This is a genomic window from Terriglobus roseus DSM 18391 (genome assembly GCF_000265425.1).
Classification (GTDB): Bacteria; Acidobacteriota; Terriglobia; order Terriglobales; family Acidobacteriaceae; genus Terriglobus; species Terriglobus roseus.
The window spans coordinates 2,826,493-2,849,639 of the sequence record NC_018014.1 but is presented as its reverse complement, the minus strand read 5'-3'; the positions used below and the strand labels follow the sequence as shown (position 1 = coordinate 2,849,639).

16 protein-coding genes are annotated in these 23,147 nt (G+C 59.1%); 9 read left to right on the top strand and 7 right to left on the bottom strand.

Annotated elements, in window-relative coordinates:
- Nucleotide 1: 1 nt before the first annotated feature.
- Nucleotides 2-511 (bottom strand): outer membrane beta-barrel protein, encoded by a 510-nt coding sequence (locus tag TERRO_RS24060; RefSeq protein WP_483754799.1) that lies wholly within the window; start codon nucleotides 509-511, stop codon nucleotides 2-4.
- Entirely contained in the window at nucleotides 444-785 is a 342-nt protein-coding gene (locus TERRO_RS24055) for an outer membrane beta-barrel protein (RefSeq protein ID WP_483754800.1), read from the bottom strand. Before TERRO_RS24055 ends, TERRO_RS24060 begins: the two co-directional genes overlap by 68 nt.
- Between TERRO_RS24055 and TERRO_RS11735 the strand changes: the two genes are divergently transcribed.
- Nucleotides 740-1,288 (top strand): hypothetical protein, encoded by a 549-nt coding sequence (locus TERRO_RS11735; RefSeq protein ID WP_041592545.1) that lies wholly within the window; start codon nucleotides 740-742, stop codon nucleotides 1,286-1,288. The genes TERRO_RS24055 and TERRO_RS11735 overlap by 46 nt on opposite strands.
- Before the next feature lie 473 nt (nucleotides 1,289-1,761).
- Here the strand turns inward: TERRO_RS11735 and TERRO_RS11730 are convergent, their stop codons facing one another.
- Both TERRO_RS11730 and TERRO_RS11725 read right to left on the bottom strand, forming a co-directional pair.
- Complete coding sequence (locus tag TERRO_RS11730; RefSeq protein ID WP_014785875.1) at nucleotides 1,762-3,081, bottom strand: MFS transporter; 1,320 nt, start codon at nucleotides 3,079-3,081, stop codon at nucleotides 1,762-1,764.
- 148 nt (nucleotides 3,082-3,229) lie between these two features.
- Entirely contained in the window at nucleotides 3,230-4,552 is a 1,323-nt protein-coding gene (locus TERRO_RS11725) for an amidohydrolase/deacetylase family metallohydrolase (RefSeq protein WP_014785874.1), read from the bottom strand.
- A 243-nt stretch (nucleotides 4,553-4,795) separates the two neighbouring features.
- Between TERRO_RS11725 and TERRO_RS11720 the strand changes: the two genes are divergently transcribed.
- From TERRO_RS11720 to TERRO_RS11690, 7 genes are all read left to right on the top strand, one after another.
- Nucleotides 4,796-7,825, top strand: a complete 3,030-nt coding sequence (locus TERRO_RS11720) for a sensor histidine kinase (protein WP_052313313.1) — start codon at nucleotides 4,796-4,798, stop codon at nucleotides 7,823-7,825.
- A 24-nt stretch (nucleotides 7,826-7,849) separates the two neighbouring features.
- Nucleotides 7,850-8,482, top strand: a complete 633-nt coding sequence (locus TERRO_RS11715; protein ID WP_014785872.1) for a response regulator — start codon at nucleotides 7,850-7,852, stop codon at nucleotides 8,480-8,482.
- Between the two features lie 193 nt (nucleotides 8,483-8,675).
- On the top strand, nucleotides 8,676-11,963 hold the full coding sequence (locus TERRO_RS11710; RefSeq protein ID WP_014786157.1) for a TonB-dependent receptor: 3,288 nt from the start codon (nucleotides 8,676-8,678) through the stop codon (nucleotides 11,961-11,963).
- Nucleotides 11,964-12,054: 91 nt separating this feature from the next.
- The gene (locus tag TERRO_RS11705) at nucleotides 12,055-12,825 is read left to right on the top strand and encodes an RraA family protein (RefSeq protein ID WP_014785870.1); all 771 of its coding nucleotides are present in this window, start codon (nucleotides 12,055-12,057) and stop codon (nucleotides 12,823-12,825) included.
- Between the two features lie 111 nt (nucleotides 12,826-12,936).
- Nucleotides 12,937-14,214 carry a twin-arginine translocation signal domain-containing protein gene (locus tag TERRO_RS11700; RefSeq protein WP_014785869.1) on the top strand — a complete coding sequence of 426 codons (1,278 nt, stop codon included), beginning with the start codon at nucleotides 12,937-12,939 and terminating at the stop codon, nucleotides 14,212-14,214.
- A 28-nt stretch (nucleotides 14,215-14,242) separates the two neighbouring features.
- Entirely contained in the window at nucleotides 14,243-14,725 is a 483-nt protein-coding gene (locus TERRO_RS11695) for a RidA family protein (RefSeq protein WP_014785868.1), read from the top strand.
- A 45-nt stretch (nucleotides 14,726-14,770) separates the two neighbouring features.
- Nucleotides 14,771-16,378: a PLP-dependent transferase gene (locus tag TERRO_RS11690; RefSeq protein ID WP_014786156.1), complete on the top strand. Its 1,608-nt coding sequence runs from the start codon at nucleotides 14,771-14,773 to the stop codon at nucleotides 16,376-16,378.
- 65 nt (nucleotides 16,379-16,443) lie between these two features.
- Here TERRO_RS11690 and TERRO_RS11685 read toward each other — a convergent pair whose 3' ends face one another.
- The 3 genes from TERRO_RS11685 to TERRO_RS11675 form a co-directional block, all read right to left on the bottom strand.
- Nucleotides 16,444-17,829 carry an alpha-L-fucosidase gene (locus TERRO_RS11685; RefSeq protein WP_014785866.1) on the bottom strand — a complete coding sequence of 462 codons (1,386 nt, stop codon included), beginning with the start codon at nucleotides 17,827-17,829 and terminating at the stop codon, nucleotides 16,444-16,446.
- 27 nt (nucleotides 17,830-17,856) lie between these two features.
- On the bottom strand, nucleotides 17,857-18,558 hold the full coding sequence (locus TERRO_RS11680) for a lactonase family protein (protein ID WP_014785865.1): 702 nt from the start codon (nucleotides 18,556-18,558) through the stop codon (nucleotides 17,857-17,859).
- 187 nt (nucleotides 18,559-18,745) lie between these two features.
- Nucleotides 18,746-22,171, bottom strand: a complete 3,426-nt coding sequence (locus TERRO_RS11675; RefSeq protein ID WP_014785864.1) for a TonB-dependent receptor — start codon at nucleotides 22,169-22,171, stop codon at nucleotides 18,746-18,748.
- Nucleotides 22,172-22,403: 232 nt separating this feature from the next.
- Between TERRO_RS11675 and TERRO_RS11670 the strand changes: the two genes are divergently transcribed.
- Entirely contained in the window at nucleotides 22,404-23,147 is a 744-nt protein-coding gene (locus TERRO_RS11670) for a carbohydrate-binding family 9-like protein (RefSeq protein WP_014785863.1), read from the top strand.

Here is a 23,147-nt window from a genome sequence, read left to right as displayed (position 1 = left end):
ACTAAGTCGGCAGAAACCGCTGTCGTTCTGCGGTGTGCTTAAGCGCTAGGCTCAAAACAAACCGGGTTCCATTATGAAAGTGGAACCCGGATAAGTGGAGTACTAGGGGTATCAGAAACCAACGCGCAGACTGAACTGGAACTGACGGTCTGCACAGTATGTCTGGCCCTTTGTGGTGCTCTTGCCGAAGGTGCCGGAGGTATAGCCGACATCCGGGTTTATCCGCTCTCGGATGACTGAGCAAGTTAAAGGCCTCGGCACGGAAGGTGAGCACCGTGTTTTCGTGGCCGGGGACAAGCGTCCAGCTCTTGTTCAATGCAGCGTTATAGCTCTGGAAGCCGGGTCCGGTGATCTGGTTACGAGATCCTCGACCAGCGAACTTGCCCGCGTATTGCGTTGTAAGTACGTCATACGAGGTCACGAAGGCCGACGTGCCGAACCAATTAGTTCGACGCACCGGAGTTAGTGGCTTGATTGATGTTCGAGAAGCTCTTGTAGGGACGGAGAGCATCCTGGTTGACACCGGGGTTCGCCTGCACCGTTCCTGGCTGAAGCTGATTGGCGTTCAGAATATTCTCCAGGTGGATGCCCCTGCGGCCGGCGTAGGACATGGTCAATAAGCCAAGGGCAGGGACTTCCTGTTCCACGGTGAGGTTCCAGTTGTACGCTTCGGGGCTGGGATAGTTATAGGCCTGCGACGAGTAGTTGAGCGGGAAGTTGTTCGCTCCTACACCGCTCGGTGCGTCAACACGGTCGAGTTGGACAAGAGCTTTCTCTACGTGCAGACCTTGAGCATCTCGCCAATCAGCTCTTTCACGAGATTGGCCTGCAACTCAGTGTCGCCAGGTATGGCGCTTCGAACTGGGAACGCGGTGCGAATCTGGACCGTATTGAGACGCCCCTGAACGACAGAACTTGGCTGGATGCGGAGATGAAGCTTGCTCTACAGCTACCGTCAGAAGGACAACGAGGGGACCGCCTGTTGCAGATCGCCAACTGGCAAAAGGCACCGAAGAATGGTTTCTATGATGACCTCGGGGATCCCACCGCCGAGCCGCATGTGTTGCGAGGAACGTCCTGGGCGAACGACCCGGAGATGTATCACGCGGTCATCGACGGCATTGCTGATCATACCCTCGAACAAGGTTGGCGCCTCTCGTGGCTGAGCTATGCAGAGACGTTGTATGAGGTGCCTCTGTCGCTGCGTCATATCAAATTGAATACTGCAAAAATATTCGATGCACGTCACCTACCTCGGACGAAGCGATTAGACCTCAGTTCCGACTAAAGCTTCTGAGAAGCTGACGCTTAGAGTGGTTTGTTTTGGCGACGCATTTCCTGGCGCAGGAACCGTCCGCTAAGGCCAGGATTTTGTGACACGGTCCAGAAAAGCTTTGCAGCGCGCGCAATCAGGATTTCTACCTGCGGACGTTCCGCAAGCGCCACAGTGGCCAAGCAACGACACCCTGGCACGGCGCCATGTCGAGTTTAGGACGGCAAATAGCCTCCGCAGGCTGCTCGACCGTGAAAGCTGATCTCCCGAATCACCGACGCCAGCTTTCTCCATGTACGAAGAAATTACAGCTTGGTGGAGGCTCGCTCTGCCGTCTGGCAGACCTTCGGATATTTCTGCTCATGAAGCATCCCGGTTTGGGCACCAGAACCGCCGACTGTCCAGTCGGCTTTCCACTCGCTGTTCGCTGTTGCATGCGCAACTGCTCGCGTGGCACAGAACGCACTCTCCAGGCGCGACGGGACGCGCTACGCTTCCCGTGCCTGGACCTGAGCTGGATTGACGACTGCCCAGCATGCGGCGCCGAGCATGGCCATGCAAGCTGCGGTTCCGAAGGAAGAGGTCCAGCCGAAGCCGTGGGCGATCCATGGCGTCAATGATGCGGTAACTGCGCCGCCAACCTGTCCGCCCGTATTCACAAGAGCAGAGAAGACGCCGGACTGCTTGCCGGCGATGTCGATCGAGACGGACCAGAAGGAACTCTGCGAGAGGTAGAGTGCACCCGCGCCAAGCGAGAGAATGATGGCGGCCGTGATCGGGTTCTTTGCCTGTGAGCCGAAGACAAGGAAGCACGCGGTGAGGCAGAGTGCAACCGAAGCCAGCCAGCATCGGCCGGCGCGCAAACCATAGCGACGCGTAATGCGGTCACTGAGAGCGCCACCCAGCAGGCAGAAGAACGTCATGGAGATAAAAGGCAACATCGTGAACAGTGCGCTGGACTTCGGATTAAAGCCGCGCACTTCGGACATGTACGTGAAGAACCAACTGAAGTAGATCCAGGAAATATATCCGAAGCAGAAATAGGCGCCCATGAGAAGTGGCAGATCCTTGCGGGTAAACATCGCCTTCCACTCGAATTTCGGAGCTACCGGGTTCACGGTCGCTCCATCCACGAGGTCACTTTCTGTAGGCAAGGTGCTCGGCAGACCAGCACGAATCTCCTGCAGCTCTTCTTTGGATACCGAGGGGTGCTGTTCCGGCATGTTGCGAGATGCGAACCACCACACGCCACCGATGAAGACGCCGACGATCGCACTGAACCAGAAGGCCGCGCGCCAGCCATGCTGCGTGATGATCCAGTTGAGGAGGGGCGGTGTGAGACCGCTACCGGCACCCACACCAGCGAAGATCAGGCCGTTGATGATCCCGCGTTCTCCAACCGGGATCCAGTTGGAGACGAACTGATTGGCTGCGGGGTAGACGACGGATTCACCAGCTCCCAGCAGGAAGCGGAGTGCGATCAGCCAGAAGACAGCGGTGGGTGTGCCCACCGGCAACAGTGTCGCCAGGATGGTCGCGACGCCCCACCAGAGCGTGCCAATAGTGAGCACAGCTCGCGGGCCGAAACGCGAGGCCATCCAGCCCGCGGGTACCTGCATGATGGCGTAGCCAATCAGGAAAGCGCTGAAGATCCATCCGAGCCGTTCGTGGCCCAGGGCGAACTCCCGGCTGATCTGCGGACCCGCGATGGAAATGTTCGTACGGTCGAGGAAGGCAATGCCGCTCAGTGCGAAGAGAAGAAAGCCAAGCAGATACCGGACGCGGACTGAAGATGCCTTTGAACTCATACCTGTTTTTTGCTCCGGGTCGCCGATGGGGTGCGCAAGAAGGTCAGAGCCATGATGACAGCTCGCCCCGAGGAACCATGTTGTTGAAGTCAGAACGGCGTCCGTTAGAAGGGACGCCGTCTGGGGTTGCAGGTATAAGAATAGTGCCTTAGTGGGCTTCCTGGTCCTTGCCGAAGGCCGTGTGCATAGTTGTCCAGCGCTTGGACTGCTTCTGAGCGCTGGATGCCGGCGCGCCGTACGGATCGGCCGAGATGCCGTTCAGATCGTAGACCACCTTGCCGTCTTTGATGGTCAGCTCGCAGGTGAGCTTCTGCTTGCCGTCGACGCGGACGTTGTTCATGTCCACAAATCCGAACCTGCCATTCTCGAGGCGAAGAATAGCGACGTCGGCGATCGCGCCTTCAGACAGGTTGCCGAGCTGGTCCTGCTTCATCTCATGCGCGGGATTTGAAGTGGACTGCTTGATGACCAGCGGCAGCGGTTCGCCCAGCGCAAGGAACTTGTCCATCACGTTCAGCATGTCCTTCATACCGGCGTTCATGCTGGTGATATGGATGTCGGTCGAGATGGAGTCCGGAAGGAACTTGAACTTGGTGACGATGGGGTACGCCACGTTCCAGTTGAACGAGCCACCACCGTGTCCCACGTCGAAGTAGATACCCCGCTTGCGGCCTTCGATCAAGCCCTTCTGCGGTCCGAGGGTGACGGGATCCTGCTCTTCGCGCAGACCGCTGTAGACGTGGGTGTAGATGTCGCCGGGGCGGAGCACCTTCGTCAGCAGGTCGTAGAGAGGACGTTCCTTGCGGTCGGCGCCGTAGTCGATCATGACAGGGATGTTGGCGATGGTGCCGGCCTTCACAGCCTGCTCATACGGCTTCCATTCCGGACCTTCGAAGTGGGCGCTCTTGATGCCGACGATCAGGCCAGGGTACTTCTTGGCCACTTCTGCAGTCGCCGCGCCGTCCATGTCGTCCAGGTTCTGTTCATATTTAGCGCCACGCATGCCCGAACCGACGATATTCAGCTCTGCGAGGATGCGGGTCTGCTGACGGTCGATGACACGCTGCTTGAAGTCTTCAAAGTTGCGCCAGCCGGAGCCGCCGGCATCGACGACCGTGGTCACACCAACGCGGAAGGTAAAACCGTCCGGGTAGATGCTGTTGTCGCCGGCGTAGGAGTTCTTTTCGCCTGTGCCCGTGTAGACGTGCGCGTGAATGTCGATGAGGCCTGGCGTCACGTAAAGGCCCGTCGCGTCGACGGTCTTAACGGCTGAGGCAGACGGGATCGTGGCGGCGACCTTTGCGATCTTGCCGGCGCTGATGGCAACATCCATCACGGCATCGATGTTGTTGCGCGGATCGATGACATGGCCGTGCTGGAGCAACAGGTCGTACTGCTGGGCGTGGAGAGCGGCGCCGGACAGCAGAGCAAGTCCAAACGCCAGGCGAACGGATCGGAACGAGAGATTCAAAGGAACTCCTTACGGCTGTTTAACAGGACAGCACATCATCTACCCCGCGGAGCGGTCTGTCATGGGCCCATGGGCCGTGGCGCGTCTACGTCAATAGTCTTATAGGATTGCAGGTCTGTAGCCTTGCAAATGCTTGCGGAGCGTCGCCGCTTGTGATTTGGTAGACAGAGCAGACGCATGAAGAACACTCCCCGAAGTGGTAACAGAGGCCCGCGGATCAGGATACAGTTTCTGATCGTCCTGATGGCGTTCGTGGCCGGTTGCGCGTATGCGGGGCAGGCTGCGGTGCCGACGCCCGGGGTCCGGCTGCGCCTGTCGGAGTACCAAAAACAGAACTGGCAGGTGGAAGAAGGTCTGTCCGAGAACAACGTGCGGCAGATCACGCAGTCAACCGACAGGAAGCTGCTGCTGGCGACGTTTTCCGGTGTGCTGACCTTCGACGGCCAGCGATTTGAGCCGGTGGGCACTGTAAAGAACCCGGCTGGCGTAAATGGGGCGGCAGTGAACGCGATGCTACCCGGCCTGGACAACGATCTGTGGGTGGGCACAGATGGCAGCGGTGTCCTGCACCAGACGGCGGCCGGTGTTGTGAACGTGAGCGAGCAGGCTGGATTGCTGCATGAACGCATCCGCACCATGATGCTGGACCACGCGGGCACGCTGTGGGTCGCGACGCATAACGGAATTGAACGCTTTCGGAATGGCCGCCTGGAGCGCATTCCCGGTACTGGAACAATCGCCGGTGATATCACAGTGGTCTTTGCCGACTGCCGCGGTGGGAACGGCATTCCAGGTTCCATGTTGTTCATCACGTCAAACGGGTTGTTCCGATGGCGCAGTGAAGCGCTGCAGGCCCTGCCGTTGCCCAGGCAGTACGGATCGCCGACGGCGCTCTTCCGGGATCGTGATGGCGGGCTTTGGATCGGTACGGATCACGCTTTGTTGCAGGTGCTGGACGAGTCAGCGAATGCGCCGGTCGTGAAAGAAGTGATGGGGACCAAAAGTCCTGTAACGCAGTTGGTGAGCGACGCGGGGCGCAACGTCTGGGTTGGGACTCGCCACGACGGCCTCTGGCGTTACAGTCCGGCGATCGGAAAAGTCGCAGCCGAGACAGCGCACTGGGGCGCACGTGAAGGCTTTGAAGACGAGACCGTACGGTCGCTCTTTGTCGACGACGAAGACAATCTTTGGATCGGCATGTTGACCGGCGGACTAAGCCGGTGGCGCAAGGCGCCCTTCGCTCCTTATGGAAGGCAGGAAGGCCTCGCGGTGGGCTACGCGGCGGCGGCCTTCGCCGACAGCCGGGGAGACCTTTGGCTCGGCTCTTGGGGGCAGGGACTCTTCCACAAGCATGGGGAAGTCACCGTGCCGGTGCCGTTGCCGGAGATGCAGCCCTCGACACCGATACGTGCGCTGACCGAAGGGAAACCGGGCGAGATATGGGTGGGCACATGGTTTGACGGGGTATACCGCGTCACCGAGAAGAAAAAGCAGCACTACCGCTTGGGTATTGAGTCTCCAGTGAATGCCGTGAGCGCGCTGCTGTACTCGCGTGAAGGGGAGCTGTGGATCGGAACCTACACGGGCATCTTCCGCTTCAGCTCGGGGGAGCCGGGCAAGGGGGCGGCGGATCGTCTGCTGGACAACAAACTAATCACCTGCCTGTCCCAGGATCAGGACGGCAGTGTACTGGTCGGCACGAGTGAGGGACTGTTCCGCGTAAAGGGACAGACGGTCACCGCCATCAAGGGCCTGACGCATCCTTACGTACTGTCGCTGTCGCGCGATCTGGCCGGGGATATCTGGGTGGGATCGCGACGGGGCGGCCTGGGCCTTCTGCAGGGAGATCATGTTGCGCCGCTGCAGGTGGGCGGCGCGCTCGGCAGTCTGCCAATCTACAGCGGTCTGGAAGATTTCGATGGCCACCTATGGTTGGGGACGTCACGTGGCATTCTTCGCGTCTCCCGCGAGCAGATGCAGCGCGCCGTGGATCGCCATGGGACCGTGCCGGACGTTGTGCTGTTCGGCAAGGCGGACGGCATGCGTTCAAGCGACTGCAGCGGACCATCGCAACCTGGCGCGACGCGCATGGCGGATGGGACGTTGTGGTTTGCCACGACACGCGGCTTCGTCCATACGACGGCCGTCGCAGAGGATGCGGGACCTCGGGTCGCCGTGGCTTCCATAGAGGGGTGGAGCTCGGCGGCGAGCGGTGAGATGGAGACGCTGCGGTCGAACGGGACCCTGGAGCTAAAGCCCGGGCAGGCGGATCTGCGGATCTTCTACGACGCCCGCGAACTTTCGAATCCTGGACAGATTGAGTTTCGCTACAGGCTGGATGGCTATGACAGCGAGTGGACGACCACACATCTGCGTGCTGCGCACTACCAGCATCTGCCGCCGGGCCACTATCGGTTTGAGGTGCAGGCGCGTAAGAGCGGCACGGATTGGATTTCGCCGTCGGCAGCCCTGGGCGTTCGGCAGATGCCGCACTTTTACGCGCGGTGGTACTTCATGGTTGCGATGCTGCTGCTGTGTGGCGCGGCCGCAGTGGTCTGGTATCGCCGACGCATGCATCGCATGCGCGCTTCGCTGGCCGTGATTGTGGAAGAGCGAAACCGCATTGCGCGGGAATGTCATGACACGCTGATGGCGGGCTTCGCTGCAGTGGCCTGGCAGGTGGAGGCAACCGCAAAGCGGCTGGTGGATGGTGGCGATCCCGCGGCTGCGGTGCAGTCCTGCGAACTGGCGCACAGCATGGTGGTGCACTGCCAGGCTGAGGCACGCCGCATCATCTGGGATCTGCGCGACTCGCAGGAGCTTTCCGGCGTGCTGTCGCATGCGCTCTCGCGCGCCATCGATGCGCACTATCGTGAGCACAGTATCCATGTGGATCTGCAGGTGGACGGTACGGAGCTGGTCTTGCCGCCGGGGTCAGTGCATCACCTGGTCTGCATCGGCCAGGAGGCGATCTCGAACGCGCTCCGGCACGCCTCGCCACAGCGTATCGATGTGCGCCTGGTCTTCAATAAGGGCGAGGTTCGCCTGGAAGTCAAGGACGATGGATGCGGCTTTCAGCCGGGACGACCTTCGGCTAAAAAGGGCCACTTCGGCATGATGGTGATGGAAGAGCGCGCCCGGAAGCTGGGTGGCGATTTTGCGGTTCGATCGACCCTGCATCTCGGTACTGAGATCGTCGTGCGGGTTCCTTTTTCAGCAGGTGATGCGATGCCCGTGGCGGAGCGAAACGCCCTGTCCGCCGCCATGTGGTAGGTCGTTTCTGTTAGGTTGATGCAGATGACGAAGCTCACGCGAATACTGCTGGTGGAGGATCACTTCCTGGCGCGAATGGCGCTGACCAGCGTGCTGTCGATGCAGCCAGGCCTGCAGATCGTCGGTCAGGCTGTCGACGGTGAGCAGGGCATCGCCATGTACCGCGAGTTCCTGCCAGACATCGTTTTGTTGGATCTGAGGCTGCCTCGTATGAGCGGGTTTGAGGTTCTTGCTACGATTCGCAAAGAGTTTCCGCATGCGCGTTGCATCGTGCTGTCTTCCTACCAAGGCAGCGAGGATATCTATCGCGCGCTGCGGGGTGGCGCACTTGGTTACCTTACAAAAGACGCCAGCGGCGACGAGGTTCTGAACGCGATTCAGGCAGTGGGTCGCGATCTTCGCTACATTCCTTCGGCGGTGCTCAATCGGCTGGCGGAACGCATTCCGGCCACCGATCTAACGCCACGCGAGGCCGAGGTACTGACCTGCATCACGCGTGGGCGGTCGAATCGCGAAATTGCAGAAGAACTCGGAATTGCGGAGAAGACCGTGCGCATCCACGTGAGCGCGGTGTTGGATAAGGTCGGTGCGCGTGACCGCACGCAGGCCACCATCTTCGCGCTGCAGCGCGGTCTCGTCCACTTGGACGAAGCCTAAAATACTTGCGGTCGGCGTAATCGATCCAACTAGGTCATTTGACTTACGAACAAATGTGCAATATGGCCGATGCGCCATTTCCGGTCGTGCTGTGAAATAGCTCCATAAGCACAGCCAGATTCGCATGTGAACGGCGGGGCCCGTAGCGCCTTCACAGCCTGCACTTCATTTCAGCTTGACCCGGAGCGCCTCATTGAAGAAGTCTCTTCTTTACCTTGCACCCATGGTTCTTCCTGCCGCGATGTTCGCGCAGGTAGCAAACAACACGTCTCTTGTAGGAACCGTCACGGATAGCACTGGTGCAGTTGTATCCGGCGCACATGTCACTGCCGTGAATACTGCAACAAAGGTTCAATACACGGGCACGACCAATGCACAGGGCTACTATCAGATCCCGTTCGTGCAGCCTGGTAGCTATGACGTGTCCGTTGAGCAGAACGGCTTCTCGCGCGTAACCAGCAAGGGCACCGATGTTGTGCTGAACATGGCTGCACGTACTGACGTCATGCTGCAGGTCGGTTCTTCCACACAGGAAGTGACTGTGACCACCTCGACCCCAGCACTGTCGACCGACGATGCACTGGTGGGCGAGACGGTAACGGCGCACCAGGTCGAGAATCTGCCGATGGCAAGCCGCCGCGTCATGGAACTGGCGACGACGAATCCCAGCATCATCGTCGGACCCAAGACCAGCTATACCGGTAACCCTCCCGGCGCAAACTACATCGGTGCAGGTACGCGTGAAGTTACGAATTCGCTGACCCTGGACGGCATCACGATCATGAACTCGCTGATCTCGAGCTCGCCGGTCACACCGAATGCAGACGCAGTCGGCGCGGTTCAGACGCAGACCGGCAACTATACCGCGCAGTACGGCGCGTACATGGGCGTACACATCAACGTCGACACCAAGGCCGGAACGAACACCTTCCACGGCACGGCATTCGACTACGTGCAGAACACCGTGTTCAACGCCAAGAGCTTCCTGACGCCATCGGGCGCCGCTACTCCTGTACAGCATTTCAACCAGTTCGGATTCGTTCTGGACGGCCCCGTCGCCATCCCGCACGTCTTCAACGGTCGCGACCGCCTCTTCTTCATGGGATCGTATGAAGGTCTTCGGCAGAAGCAGCAGTCTCCGACTGTCGCCACACTGCTGACGCCAGCAATGCAGAGCGGCGATTTCTCCGCACTCTGTACCAGCTTCGTTGGCGGTATTTGCGCCGCTGGTGCAGGTCAGCAGATTGTGGACCCAGTCACGAAGACGCCGTATGCGAACAACCGCATCACGAACGTTTCGCCCCTCGCTACCAAGCTGCTGCAGTACTACGCGAATCCGAACCTGCCAGGCACCACGAACAACGCCAGCGTTGCCGTGCCGAACACCTTCCAGCAGGATCAGACGCTTGATCGTGTTGACTACAACCTTGGCGAGAAGGTCCGTCTGTTCGCCCGTTACTCCTACCAGACGATCACGTCCGCGTCGGGCAACATTGTTCCTACGTCCGGCAGCAGCTCGCCGACCAAGAACACGAACGGCTTGATTGCGTACACGCACATCATCACCCCGCGCATGATCAACGATCTCCGTGTGGGCTTCAACAAGTTCAGCACCAGCTCGCTCAACTACTTCTATACGGCCGGTCTGGGCACGGCAGGTACGGATCTCGGCATCCCGGGCTTCACCGCAGATACTGCGAATGCAAACCCCGGCATCCCCACGATCACCATCACCAACTACCAGGGCCTTGGCGCTGAGGGTACGAACTGGTTCCAGGACGACCGTACGATTCACGGCTACGACCAGATCAGCTACACCTTCGGCAAGCACAACATCATGGCAGGTGCAGACATTCGCCGGATGACGACCGGCCGTGCAGCCGGTAACACGCCGCGTGGTCAGTTCAGCTTCAACGGTTCCTATACCGGAAACGCTGCAGCCGACTTCATCACCGGTTACTCCAACCAGGTAACGACACCCGTTTTCCAGGTGAAGGGATCTGTCTCCGAGTGGCGTAATGGTTTCTTCGCGCAGGACAACTGGCAGGCCACACAGAAGCTGACGGTTCAGTACGGCGTCCGTTATGAGCTGCCGCTCGTCCCGACCTCCCTGAATGGTTACGCCCGCATCCTGAACTCGACCTACACCGCGCTTACGCCAAACAGCACGGCAACCACACCAGGAACGTTCGTTCCCACGCCTGGCTTCGGATTCCACGGACCGAACCATGACCTCATCTCCCCGCGCCTCGGTCTCGCATACCGCGCAACAGACAAGATCGTGATCCGCGGTGGCGGCGGTATTTTCTACAACCCCAACCACCTGAACGCCTTCACGCTGGCGTCCTCGAACTATCCGCTCGCGGCATCGATCGTTTACAACGGCAACAGCGGTACGAACCCGGTCGGTACGCTGACCTTTGCCAACCCAACAGGCGGCAGCGGCGGAACAGCTTCTCCCGTGGCGGGAACGCCTGGCACGTATGTCTCGGCCTTTACGGATAACTACTATCTGCCGACCCCGCGCATGTACCAGTGGAACGTGGATACCGGTGTAGAGCTCTGGAAGGGCGGCGCGTTTGAGCTGCAGTACCTTGGTTCCAAGGCGCTGTACCTGGATCGCTCCTACTACCCGAACCAGCCCACGCCGGGTGCTGGCGCTGTCAATCCCCGTCGTCCCTACCAGTTGTTTGGCCAGATTCGTCAGATCACCAACGACAGCTTCTCGACCTATCACGGCATGAGCGCAATCTTCCGTCAGCACGCATATCGCGGGCTGGATGTCATGCTGGGCTACACGTGGGCACACAACATGGACACGTCGAGCGACGCGAATGGCGGCGGTACGGCGATGATCCAGAACAACCTGCGGGCTGACTACTCGAACTCCAACTGGGATATTCGGAACCGTTTCGTTGGAACTGTTACCTATGCCATGCCTGACTTCCATGCACTTGGAGCGATCGGCAACTCGTTGCTCGGCGGCTGGCATGCAAATGCCATCGTCACCCTGCAGTCTGGTATCCCGTTCAATGTCTCGATCTCGAACGACCAGGCCAACGTTGGTGGCATCGGCACGCAGCGCCCTAACTACGTGAAGGACGGAAACGCCCTCAGCTGTGGCCGCGCTACCCGTATCGGCAACACAAACTGCATCGACCGCACCGCTTACTCGCTGCCCGCAGCATTCACCTTCGGCAACCTGCACCGCAACGATCTGAAGGGACCTGGCTTCGCGAACGTTAACTTCTCGATGTCCAAGGACTTCGCGATCTTCGAGCGCCTGAAGCTGCAGTTGCGTGCAGAATCGTTCAACCTGTTCAACCATGCGAACGTCGGTAACCCGAACTCGAATTTGCCGACCGCAAGCGCAACCACGGGCCAGTTCAACTTCACTGGATCTACCTTCGGTACCATCTCGTCCATGGCAAGCGGATACACACCGCGTATTCTGCAGCTCGCCGGCAAGATCAACTTCTAAATTCTCCAAATTGTTCCAACCTCTAGCCGCCGGGACCTTCCGGCGGCTATCTTTTTCATTAAGCGTGTCACGCGACCAGGAGAAGCAGGGAATGAGATTGAAACGATATGCCGCCATCGGCACCACGGCGATTTGCCTGACAGCCGCTGCGGCCGTCTTCACACACGCGGGTGTTCTGGCGCAGGCTCCCAGGACTGCAGCGGAGTATGACAAGGATCTGCCCGGAATGCTGGAGGCGTATCGCCATGTGGAAGCCGCATCGGTGTCCGATGCCGTCGAGCAGACGCTGCATGAGAAGCACTACATGAGCCACAAGATGCAGGCGATCTTCCCGACAAAGTTCGTCGGCACAGCACTGACCGTACTGCTGAAGAAGGAAGAGAATCACGATCCCGATGCTCTGAGCGGCATGCTGAAGGCGATTGACACTGGTACCACCGGTTCGGTCTACGTGATGAAGATTGAAGACGGTGCCGACATCGCCGGTATGGGCGGACTGATGGGTACGGCCATGTGGTCGCGCGGCTTCAGCGGTGCGGTGGTCGATGGCGGTGTGCGCGATCTTCCGCAGTTGAAGCGCATTGGTTTCCCGGTGTATGCGACCGGGCCGGTACCGTCAACCTCCGTGGGCCACTATCGCTTCGGCGGCATGAATATCCCGGTCAATTGCGACGGCGTTACCGTGAATGCAGGCGATATCATTTCAGCCGACCAGGATGGTGTGGTCGTGATTCCGCGAGCACGTGCGGCAGAGGTTTTGATCGTGGCACAGAAGCTGGATGAGACCGAACACGCGATGTATCCGTACATTGAGCGGCTGCATTCCATCGTGGCTGCGGTAAAACAGTTTGGCAGGATTTGAGTGGCGGCGTAGGACATCTGCCCCATTAATCTGCAGAACCTCGCAGGTAGGGTTAGAGGTACTCGCAATCAACAGATCGAACGGCACTCCCATAAGCGGAAAGGTGTTTTCGTGACGCAACGGACTGATCAGCAGAAGCTCTCGCGCAGAGGCTTTCTCGAATTTAGTACGGCCGTGGCAGCAGCAGCCGTGCTGCCCTCAGTCGCGGCGGCCGAGGCGCCCGCGGGCGCTGCCGCCGATGACTACTACGCCAAGCTGGGCGTTCCTACCGTGATCAACGCGGCAGGAACCTACACCTACCTGACGGCTGCCGTGATGCCACCGTCCGTGCAGCGCGCAGTTGCGGCGGCCGCGCACCATCCGGTCCGACTGAAGGAACTGCACAAGGCCGCAGGGGAGTACATCGCCAAGCGTCTGAAGTGCGAAGGTGCACTGGTGACCTCGGGCGCTTCGGCGGCACTGACGCTCGCCACAGCGGCGTCCATCGCATCGAAGGGCAACATCAAGCCTGAGGAGATTCCGCAGGCGGCCCTCGAGCGCGGATACGAAGTCATCGTGCAGAAGTCGCATCGTTACGAATACGACCATGCCATGATTCTGTGCGGCGTTAAGGTTCGCGAAGTCGTTACGGTAGACGACTATCGCAAGGCCTTCAGCGATCGCACGGTGATGACGAACTACTTCAACGATGCTGCGCCGGAGAACAATCCTCCCACACAGATTGACCGCGAAACGTGGCTCCGCATCGCGCATGAGCATAACGTGCCGTGCCACCTGGATGCAGCCGCAGACATGCCTCCGATCGAGAACCTGTGGAAGTACACCGGCATGGGTTTTGACTTTGTCTGCTTCTCAGGCGGCAAAGGAATCCGCGGACCGCAGAATGCCGGGCTTCTGCTGGGCAAGAAGAAGCTGATTGATTTGGCAGCGGAAAACGACAGCCCGAACAGCGAAGCTGTCGGTCGTGGCATGAAAGTTGCGAAGGAACAGATTGCCGGCATGGTCGCGGCAGTGGACTGGATCCTGTCGCAGGATGATGCGACGATGCAGCGCGAGTTCCTTGATCGCACGCATGTGATCCAGGCAGCGTTGAAAAACGTACCGACGTTGAAGAGTGAGATCTTCATGCCGAAGATTGCAAACCATGTGCCTCATCTCTTCCTTCGTTATGATCCAAAAGTTGTGGGCATCACACCGCTGCAGGTCGCGGACAAACTGCGTGCACAGAACCCTCCCATTGAACTGAATCCGGCGACCGGTAACAGCGGCCGCTTCCATACTGCTGACGAGAATACGATCGTGCTTGCGACGTGGATGCTGCAACCCGGCGAAGCCGAAGTCGTCGCTGCCGCACTGCGCAAGCTGCTGACCCAACCCAACGTTTCGTAAACCAGCCACGGGCTGCCAGGAGAAACCGATGTCGAATACCGCAAACAAAACCACCCGCCGTAACCTCTTGAAGAATGCCGCAGGCGCTGCTGCCGTTGTGACCGGTGCTGCTGCATTGGTCCCGTCTGAGGCTGCCGCCGCAACCCCGAAGGAACAGAAGCAGGGCTGGCCCAAGCCGAAGGATGGCGAGAAGCGCCTTTTCTCAAGCGCAGTGTTGCATAACGGAACGCTCTACCTTGCAGGTGTCGGGGCTCACTTTGAGGGCACCATTCAAGAGCACACGAAGCATGTGCTGGACGAGCTCGAGAAGCAGCTGATCGAATGCGGTTCGTCCATGGACAAGGTCCTGAAGGTTAACGTCTACCTGAATGATCTCAAGGACTATAAGGCAATGAACGATACCTATCTGGGCCGCTTCACCGGCATTCCTCCGGTTCGCACCACGGTTGCTCCGGCAGGCGGTGTACCGGGTAACTCGCTGGTCGAGATGGACTGCATCGCTTACGTTTAAAACGGAAACAACGCCGCTGCTCACTTGAAAGACCAAAGGAAGATCATGTCTCTGTTCAGCAAAGCGCGTCCTACACGGCGCGATGTACTCAAGCAGTCCGGTGTCCTTTCTGCAGCGGCGGTCGCTGCTCCGTTGTCGGCACATGCTGCGACGCTCGCCGACGATCAGCCGGCGCGTACGGGTTTGTCTCTGTCACCCGGCACGCCACAAGACAACATCTTCACGAAGCTCGGTGTGCGTCCCATCGTCAATGCGCATGGGACGTTCACCATCATCACGGGGTCGCGTTCCTTGCCTGAGGTAAAGCAGGCCATGTATGAGGCCTCGTTCTACTTCGTGCATCTGGACGAGCTGATGGACAAGGTCGGAGCCGATATCGCGCAGATGCTTGGCGCGCCCGGATGTACCGTCACCACAGGTTGTGAAGCCGCGATTGCGCTGGCGACCGTAGCCTGTTCGTGCGGAACCAACGTGGAGTGGTCGCAGGCCTTCCCGTACAAGCGGCTGAAGTCGCAGGTCATCATCCCGAAGCACTCACGCAACCCGTACGACTTCGGTGTGCGCATGACCGGCGCGGAGATCGTGGAAGTCGATAGCGCAGAGGAGTTTCAGGCGAAGCTCACCGACAAGGTAGCGATGGTCTATGTGCTGGCGTCGCCCGCAGCAGAGAAAGGACCGCTCTCTGTTGCAAACATCTGCCAGATGGCACGCGCCAAGAACGTTCCTGTCTTTGTCGATGCAGCAGCCGAAGAGCCGCTGGTGCCGAACAAGTACATTCAGGCAGGCGCCAATCTCGTCGGTTACTCGGGTGGTAAGTGCATGCGTGGACCGCAGGCTGCAGGTCTGTTGCTTGGTGACAAGGAACTGACAAAGGCCGCGTGGTTCCAGGCCTCCCCCCACCACAACTACGGTCGTGCCTACAAGGTCGGCAAGGAAGAGATCATGGGCATCCGCGCTGCTGTTCAGCAGTGGGGTAAGCGTGATCACGCTGCCGAGCAGAAGATGTGGATGAGCTGGCTGAAGACGATTGAAGCGCGTCTGAAGCCGCTGCAGTCCACCACTTTTGAGTACCTTGAACCGGAAGACCTTTCGAACCGTTCGCCCCGTCTGCGAGTGCACTGGGATGCGAATGTCCTGAAGATCACCGGTACCGAGTTGACGGCGAAGCTGGATGCCGGCAACCCGCGCGTCATGCTGGATGGTGGCACGGGCATTCGTCCGGAAAACATGGCGAGCAGCCTGACCGTGATGCCCTACATGATGTCGCCAGGCGAAGAGAAAATCGTTGCTGATGCGATCTTCGCGGCGTTGTCGCATCCCGATGCTTACTCAAATCCTGTCATTGCGCCGGGCGCGAGCAAGGTCGAAGGTAAGTGGCATGTCGCAATTCAGTATCTGCGCGGCAAGGGTGAGCAGGAGTTCGAACTGAAGCAGAGCGGCAGCGACCTCTCCGGCACGCAGAAGGGCGAACTCTTCAACGCAACCTTGAAGGGAAGCATCCATGGCAATGACATCAAGCTGCGCAGCACCATGCCGGTTTCGGGTCATCAACTGGATTGGAACTTCAAGGGCACGGTCGCGGGCGACACCGCGAGCGGCTCCGTTGATCTGGGTGAGTACGGCAAGGCTTCGTGGCAGGCTCGCAAGGCCTAGGTCACGATCAAAAAGTAAAGGGAGTGTGGAGCGTTGGCTCCACACTCCCTTTTCTCTGCCGGCACTTACTTCGCTGCGGTCGCTGTTTCGTCGAGGCGGAAGAGCCCAAACTCGCGGATGCGAGCTTCGCCTGCGCTGGTGAGGATGTTCAGGCGTACCCGCTGTGCGGTCACTGCAGGGAAGCGGTCGATCTTCTTGTGGCCGATGGCTTCGCTCTGAACGATGGTGTGCCAGGCGCCGTCGGTCCACGCATCGATGCTGTAACGCTGGATCTGCTGACCCTCCACGAGCCACTCCATCGTCATCGCGTGATCGAAGGTGACAGGCTTCGCCAGCTTCACTTCCAGCGTTGCCGCATGCGATCCCGCGGGAGCACTCCAAAACGTGTCGGTATTGCCGTCGAGTGCGTTGGTTACGTTGTTGTCGACCGGCAGGTGCTGTTGCAGCAGACTGTGGCTGTAGCGCTGTTGCAGAGCATCACCCAGCTCACGCAAGCGTGCCACATCGCTGTCGGGCAGCAGGCCTCGATCATCCGGAGCGACACCGAGCATCCACTGACCACCGTGGCCCACGGAATTCTCGTAACTATCAAGCAGGTCAGGGAGCGACTTCAGACTTTTCTCGTCCTTCGGGTGCCAGAACCAGTGAACGTTGCGCAGCGGCGTATCCACTTCAATCGGACGCCACCGCAGGTAGCCATGACGATCGATGACGTTCCAGACTTGGTAGCCAACGGAACCAGACTCATCGCCCGCCCAGCGCGCATCGCCGTATTCGAACAGAGCGGTGTCTGCGAAGACGATGGTATTGGGCTGATAGGTACGCAAAGTCTCGATGATCTTCGGGAAGTTATAAACGTGCCCGGCGCTGCCCGCGCCATCCAGCCAGAACTCTGCAAGGTCGCCGTAGCGCTGCACAAGCTCTTCCAGCTCTGCGTTGTAGTACTTGTCATACTCGGCAGAGTCCTTGTACTTCGGCTCATGCCGATCCCAGGGGGACAGGTAGATTCCAAAGCGCAGGCCATTGGCGCGCGCTGCATTTGCAGCCTCGCGAACCAGGTCGCCTTTGCCGTCCTTCCACGGGCTCGCCTTGATGCTGTAGTCCGTCTGCCCGGTCGGCCACAGGCAGAATCCGTCGTGGTGCTTCGCGACCATGACGACATACTTCGCGCCCGAAGCCTTGATGGCCTTCATCCACTGATCCGTGTTCAGCTGCGTAGGATTGAAGACCTTCGGGTCGGCCGTGCCATCGCCCCACTCGCGATCAAGAAATGTATTTGTCCCGAAGTGCAGGATGACGCCAAACTCCATGTCCTGCCAGGCAGTTTGCTGCGGCGTCGGTTTGACATCGACTGCATTTTGCGCGGGTGAATTTTGCGAAGTCGTCAGTGCAACTGCAATGGACGCCAGTGCCAATAGCGTGTTGGCGCGGCGGGCGATGGTGCGATACATGGAAATGCTCTCTTTCGGCGGATGCGGTTATGCGAAACGTGCAAAAGCGACAGAGCGTTGGCCTGTCACAAGAGGTGAGGTGCCGGACGGAAGTGGCTGTGTCGAAGGTGAGGCATCCAGAAGAGCCATACCATTCAAGTCGCAACGGTAGAGCCGAGTGCCGGAGGCATCCTGCACCTGGAGTTTCTTGTCACTCGCGAAGAACATGTGCGTTGCACCTGCTGCATCGAGCCGCAGTTCTTTCCGTACCGCCGTGACCTCACCAATTGCTCCATCCCGTGTGACGGGCAGCATGTTGTAGAGACCTGCGGCAGCAGCGACCACCATGAGCGATCCGTCGGGAGAGAGCGCCATCGCGTGCGGCATTACGGCTGCAAGACTAAGTCGCTGCGTGCCGATCCGGTTGAGCGTGCGGCTCCGTTCATCGATGCGATAGCTCTCGACGGATGCCGTTGGCAAACCTTCGAAGCGCTCGCGAGCATTTGCTACAAACAGTGTCCCTGAGCGGGTGTTCATCAGGACTGCCGATGGGGCGAAGCTCTCAACGAACTGCAGCGGTTGCCAGGAGTCTCCGGCGGAACGAAGAACGTGCAGGCCATTCTCTACCGCGACATAAGCGTGTGTCGGACGATGAGAGAGCGGCAGCGCATGAGTGAAGTTGGTGCCATGCGCGGCAATGGTCAGGCCGGCGGCCTGCAGAAAGCGTCGTCTTGTCCAGTTAGGCTGCATACGGATCCCTCAGACCTAATAGACCATAGCGTGCACCGTTGGTCGAAGCCCAGCGTCCAGTACGCTCCCTGAGCGCGCTAGCTTCCCTTGTCTACATCGGGCTTTGATCAACGCAGCGTTCGGCGGCTGCGTTCATCAAAGCCCATAGCGGCGTGGATATTATCCACGCCGCCATGAGACTCAGTTGTTAGAAAACGTACTTGGCAGACAGCTGCAGCTGCCGTGGTCCAGAGCGGGTCTTCGTGATGTTACCGAACGTAGCATCCTGTGCGGTGCTGTTCGGGTTGCCGTAGCTTGCAATGTTGAAGACATTCGTACCATCCACGCGCAGGCTCAGGTGCTGGCGCTCGGTGATATTGAAGTCCTTGAACAGGGAAGCATCGTACTGCATGAAGCCAGGCGTGCGCTCCGTTCCGGGGCGCTGCTGGCTGATCACGCCGTTGGCCGGCAGGCCGTAGGCGCAGACGCCGTTGTCAAAGCCAGGCGTGTTGCAGGACGTCGCCGACGGATCCGTTCCGAACCAGTGAGCGACCGAACGGTTGACCACTCGCAGCGGACGGTACCGGATCATGCGCTGCTGGGACGAGTTAACACCGGAGTTGATGGTGTTGCTGGTGATCGTCGTCGGGAAGCCCGAGTAGACGAAGCCAGAGGTCGCCAGCTTCCAGCCGCCGATGAACTCATCGACGAACCGGGGCATGTTCGATCCCACCATACGTCCACGGCCTACAGGCAGATCGTAGGTCATGGTGAAGTTCAGGTTATGGCGTACGTCCGCACCGGAAGGACCATACTCGATGGTGTTGTTACGCGGATCTTCTGCGTAAGCGCTGTTGGTCTGAACGTTGGACACACCGAAGAAACCGATGCTGTTCGTCATTGCCTTGCTGTAGGCATAGTTCACAGTGAACTGCAGACCGGCCTTCAGACGCTGACGGAAGCTTGCCTGCAGCGAGTTGTAGTTCATCATCGACTGCGACGCAGTCAGCGCCACACGACCGGACTGACCAACCACCTGGTAGAAGGGCGTCTTGTTCGTGGCGAAGCAAGCAGGATCGTTTACCGCAAGCACTGCGCCGTTTACGAGGCATGGACGGGTCGGCTGGTTTGCATTGACTGCCTGGATGAGGTGATAGCCGTACTCACCCACATAGCCAACCTGTACCGAGCTCGTGTTGCTGAGCTGGTACTCCGAGGTGAGGCTGTACTCGTTCACCGTGGAGGGCTTCAGGTTCGGGTCCCATGCACGGAAAAGCTGTCCGCAGGTGGGATCGGTGCTGTAAGCGCAGGTGGCGGTGTTCTGGGCGAAGGCGTTCTGAACCGTCGTGAAGCTGCCCAGGCTGCCACCGGAAGGAGCCGATCCCGTGTAGCTCACCGAGCTCTGGAACGGCGGGTTGATGTTCAGGCGAAGGTTCGCACCGCTGCCTTCCATGTACGTCGTGGAGCCGAAGCCACCACGCAGCACCATGCGCGGCTTTGGATTCCAAGAGAAACCAACACGCGGCATGAAGTTGGTCCAGACCGGGTTGTAGAGCGCACGGCTGTTTCCGTTCACACCGGCCAGTTGGATGGCGCCAGTCTGAAGGTTCAGGTTCGCCTGCTTGTTATTGACTTCGTAGACGGGCTGGTCGTACTCCCAACGCAGACCGAGGTTAAGCGTGAAGGTGGAAGAGACCTTCCAGTCATCCTGCACAAACCAGGCATCACGCCATTGACGCTGACCGGTGTGACCGGCAAGCGTGCCGCGGCCAGCCGAGAACGCACGATTCAGGTAGAAGTCAGCCACACCGGAGCCAGACGAGCCGTTGGCCGCAGTGAAGTTACCGTTGTACGTCATCTGACCCTGAGCACCGTCGTTGCCGGTGTACAGGCTGTTCTGCTGGTAGCGGATGAACTGGCCGCCCATCTTGATGATGTGGCTACCCTTCTGCACCGTCAGGTTGTCGGCGTAAGTGAAGTTGTTCATCACATTGTCGGAGTAGATGCCGGCGTTACCGAATGCCGCACCACCGCTGCTCGCTGAGAGGTTCGCACCCGTCGAGGTGATGTTCTGCGCTGAGAAGCCAGGAACCTGGTTTCCGCCGCTGATACCAACAAGGCTGTTTCCGCTCAGACCGAAGACGCCGGTCGTGTCCTGCGGCAGACCCTGGTGCCACGCCGTACGGAAGAAGCCTACGCGGAGCTCGTTCTGAATGGTCGGCGTGAAGGTGTGCACATGGTTGATGGCAACACCCTTCGTTGGGTAGGTCGATGCAGTCGGGAAGGCGAGTGCGATCGGTGCCGTGTTCGTGTCGCCTGCCGTGCTCTGGCTATAGCGGACGAAGAAGGTGTCCTTGTCGTGGTAGCGATAATCGACCTTGACGTCGAACTGGTCGTTGTAGATGCGCTGCTTGGTCACACCGCGATAGTTGCCGTTGGTGACGGTGCCAGCCTGTGCGGCCTGGTTCGGCAGCGGATACAGCTCAGGATGTGCAAACAGATATCGCGCAACCGGATTCAAAGCCGTGACAGGAAGACGGTTGTTGGCATACGCCGGCGCTCCAGCAGTCTGCGTGTCATAGAGCTGGACCGGCGTGTTGATCAGAGAGCGATCCAACAGTTCCGAGAAATCACCCGCGCGCATCTTCGCTGTTGCCACGTTTACAGCCGACGTGCCGCCCGTGTGGTAGCGGTTGCCGGAGTAATCTGCGAAGAAGAAGAGACGATCCTTCAGGACTGGTCCGCCAAAGGTGCCGCCAAAGATGTTGCTGGTCGCGCTGTTCTTGGGCGTCGGTACCGCGTTGTGGTTGTTCTCCCACGTGTTCGCGTTGAAGCTATCGTCGTTGACGTAGTAGAAGGCGCTGCCATGGAACTGGTTGGTGCCGCTCTTCGTCAGGGCAATCACGTCGCCGCCGTTGACGTTGCCATACTCAGCCTGGGCGTTGGCGCTGACCGTGCGGACCTGGTCCAGCGCATCGGGGCTTGGGTTGTAGCCGATGGTGTTGTTGATGGTCTCGTTGATTTCGATACCGTCAAGCAGGAAGTTGTTCGACTGCTGGCGGTTGCCGTTTACTGCAACCTGTCCACCACCGCCGGTGCTGCGCTCGATGGCGTTGGTGCCGGTAAAGCTGGTGGGATCGGTCGCAACAGCGCCGGGCGTGAAGATCGTCAGCGACGAGAAGTTACGGCCCTGAAGTGGGATGTTGTCGATTGCGTGAGCATCGAGCGTTGATCCAAGCTCAGCGCTCTCCGTGTTGAGCAGTGGGATCAGTGCTTCGTTGACAGTGACCGACTGGTTGACGCCTTCAGCGCCAAGCTTGGCGTCGAACTTCGCGTCCTGGCCTGCCTCGAGTGCAAAAGGTCCAAGTGTCTGCGGAGCAAAGCCTGCAGCCTGGATCGTGACCTTGTACTGGCCAACCTGAAGGAAGCGAAGGTTGTAAACGCCCGAGCTGGTGGACTCAGCGGTGCTGCTCACGTTGGTCTGGATGTTGGTGGCGACAATCTTCGCGCCGGGTAGGACGGCGCCGGAGGCGTCCGTCACAGTGCCATTGATACTACCGGTAATCGTCTGGCCGTAGATACTGGGGCTCGTACAGACAAGCACCGCAGACATACAGAGTAGGGAACGCTTCATCAACTTGGTCTCCGAAAAGGGGAATTTCAAAGTGGAACAAACCAGGGGGCAGCGAGCTAAATATGCTGCAATTTTGATCTATGTTCTCGGTACTTTAACGTTGACACAGTAGACCGCACAACGCGCACCGAGGGCTAGGTCATATGACCTAGCAGGCTCTCGTGAGGATCGTCAGGAATAAGTGACATTCGTTTTGCTTACAGTAAAAACAGCAAGGTATCTGGAGAGTGACTTGACTCGTTTCCTCGGCTTGATCCTCGGCGCAACCTTCGCATTTACGCCACTTTTAGCGCAGGCGCCATCCCCGTTGAGCTATGTATGCCACCATGTGGGCGCGCCACCGACGATCGACGGCAAACTGGATGACGCCGTATGGCGACACGCCGCATGGACATCAGCTTTTGTAGATATTACGGGTGGCGCAGATCGGCGTCCCATCTATCGCACTCGGATGAAAATGCTGTGGGACGATCACGCACTTTACATCGCAGCAGAACTGCAGGAGCCCGATGTGCATGGCACCCTTACGGCGCATGACTCCGTAATATTTCATGACGACGACTTCGAATTATTTCTGAAGCCCGTCCCCTCAGATAAAGACTATTTCGAATTTGAGATGAACGCCCTCAACACGACCTGGGACCTTTATCTGAATCGTCCGTATCGCGAGGGCGGCAAGGCGGACAATGGTTGGGAAGCAGCAGGTATCCGGACTGCCGTCGCGGTCCAGGGCACACTCAATCAGCGGTCGGATAAAGACAAGGGATGGACGCTGGAGATTGCCTTGCCGCTGGATGCGTTTGCATCACGGCAGCAGGTTCCTATGCCTGTCGACGGCACGCAATGGCGCGTGAACTTCAGCCGTGTGGAGTGGCTGCCGGGACATCCGCGCGAAGAGAACTGGGTATGGTCGCCGCAGGGCGAAGTGAATATGCATATCCCTGATCGTTGGGGAACGCTGACGTTCCGCCGCTAA